The sequence below is a fragment of the Mesorhizobium sp. M7A.F.Ca.US.006.04.2.1 genome, assembly GCF_004022915.1.
In the GTDB taxonomy this organism is placed as follows: Bacteria; Pseudomonadota; Alphaproteobacteria; order Rhizobiales; family Rhizobiaceae; genus Mesorhizobium; species Mesorhizobium ciceri.
Genome location: NZ_RZQA01000967.1, coordinates 1 through 2,160, shown reverse-complemented (window position 1 = coordinate 2,160; position 2,160 = coordinate 1). Strand labels below are relative to the sequence as shown.

At 61.3% G+C, this 2,160-nt stretch carries 3 protein-coding genes; all 3 read left to right on the top strand.

All coding sequences use genetic code 11. From position 1 onward, the window contains the following. Positions 1–241 precede the first annotated feature (241 nt). Complete coding sequence (locus EN925_RS32930) at positions 242–670, top strand: VOC family protein (protein ID WP_013530756.1); 429 nt, start codon at positions 242–244, stop codon at positions 668–670. A 187-nt stretch (positions 671–857) separates the two neighbouring features. Then, complete coding sequence (locus EN925_RS32925) at positions 858–1,373, top strand: hypothetical protein (protein WP_013530757.1); 516 nt, start codon at positions 858–860, stop codon at positions 1,371–1,373. 233 nt (positions 1,374–1,606) lie between these two features. Next, a partial coding sequence (locus tag EN925_RS32920; RefSeq protein ID WP_128337241.1) for a C39 family peptidase occupies positions 1,607–2,160 on the top strand: 554 nt, incomplete at its 3' end.

Genomic DNA, 2,160 nt, shown 5'->3' with positions numbered 1-2,160 from the left:
CGCCTCCACTGCTTGAATTCCGCGGACGGGCCATCGGCAATTTTTTTGTTCGGGTGGAACCTCCGCGGCCAACAAAGGTTCTTACCAGGTCTGATCCCCCCCTCAGACCCCTGAAGGCTAGACATGCTTTCCAAAGGCCCGCCGGATCCCCTCCCGGCGGGCCCTTTGTTTGCTGGGAAGTATCCGCATTGACGACGCCCTATCCCAACCTAAATTCGAACCCACACGAGGAGGCGTTTTCATGGAAACCCAGGAATTGCATCGCGGCCGGCTCATCGACCACATCCAACTGGTGGTCAGAAACCTCGCGGCCAGCCGGCGTTTCTACGAGGCGGTCCTGCAGGCGCTCGATGTCCCGATCGGAGGTAGCGGCGCCGACTTTTTCTGGGCCGACGAGCTGTTTGTCTCCACTGCCGACAGCCGGGCCGCACAGGGAAAACTCACCGGCCGCCATCACCTGGCTTTCCAGGCAAGGGACCACGCCATGGTCGACGGCTTCTACAAGGCCGGGCTGGCGGCCGGCGGCACGGACAATGGCGCGCCGGGCGAACGGCCCTATCACCCCGGCTATTACGCCGCCTTCCTGCTCGATCCGGACGGCAACAACATCGAGGCCGTCCATCACGGCCCGCATCGTCGCAGCGCCGCTTCGGTGAAGATCACCTTCTAAGCTGCCGATATTCAGCCGGCCGGGATCGCGGACGCATGGGCGATGCTGGAGAGAGGCTGCCTTGCGTTGCCAGATCGGTGGCCCCGATGCTAACCGTGCAAATGGCGGGTGGGAATCGGTCCCGAAGCAACGTCCGCCACAAATTTTCAATAAAACTCCCCTTACCCCCCGTGGAGATATTTTTTTTATGCAAAACCCAGCAAGGGCGATCTGTGCCGCCACGCTTCTATTTGCGATCGGGGCCGTTGGCCTCACAAGTATATCATCCTTTGCTTATATTTCATCGGCGCAGGCCCAGGAGGAATATCTTCCGACCGAGAAGGATTTTGTCGGCAAATGGAAACTCAACGGCGGAGCCATCCGGCCGCCGCGCGATATGAAGGATGCGCCGACACCGGAACAGGAAGCGGCCGCCAGTGAGTTCCAGCAGACGGTGACCGCGTTTTACGGGGCGTTCGATTATCTGGAGATCACGGCGGACGGCCGCTACAATTTTCACCAGCCCGGAGATCCGACGTCGGGGCCTTGCGTCTGGTGCGGAACCTGGTCGTTCAGCAAGAGTTCGGCGTGGCTCGAGCTGGATACGGCGCCCCGGCTGGATATCTACGCCAAGGACGGCGACATGCAGATGACCTACACTGTCGAACCCTACGAAAAATCGAAATATGCGTGGCTGGTTTTCGGCTGGGCGAAGGCCGAGTAGGCGGCGCGCAGCATTCACCACGTTCGTCATCCTCGGGTCTCCGCGACGGAGCTTCGCTCCTGCTCCGCCTGTGGATGACGAAGGCGGGAGAGGCTTCCGCTAACCCCGGATGTCAGCGATGGTTGACCGAAACGGAAGATGACATCTTCTGGGTCGCGCCACTGAATGTCACGGCTTTTCATCCATCTCGTATCCTCGTATACGAGATGGAACCAGCCGACCGAGGAGACCGCATGAGCCCGCCGCCTGAAACCGTGCCGTTTTTCAGCCAGTGGGAAACGCCTGACATGACGCTGGACGTGCTCGCCGACGGCGCGGATGTTGCGCTCAGGCGCGATCCGCTGTGGAGGCGATCCGGGGCGGAGACCCTCGACGAATACGCAATCTGGGCCGCCAACATCTGCGGCATGGCCTGCCTTAAGATGATTCTGGCCAGCCGCGGCGAGATCGTGCCGACGATCGAGCTTGCCAGGCGCTGCACCTTATATGGCGGCTATGTCGTCAATGAGAGATCGATCAAGGGGCTGATCTACGCGCCCTTCGTCAGCTTCGTGAAGGAAGCTTTCGGCCTGCGCGCCGAGGTGATGACCAATGTCGCCACATCAGACATTCCGGCGATCATGCAGCGGACGCGCTTCTTCATCGCGTCGGTCAGCAGCTCGATCCGCTGGCCCGAGCGTGAGCCGCCCTCGAAGGGCGGCCATCTGGTGCTGATCACCGCGGCATCCGACGAAGGTTTCCGCTTTCACAACCCGTCCGGCCATGAGCCCGCCACACAGGCAGACGC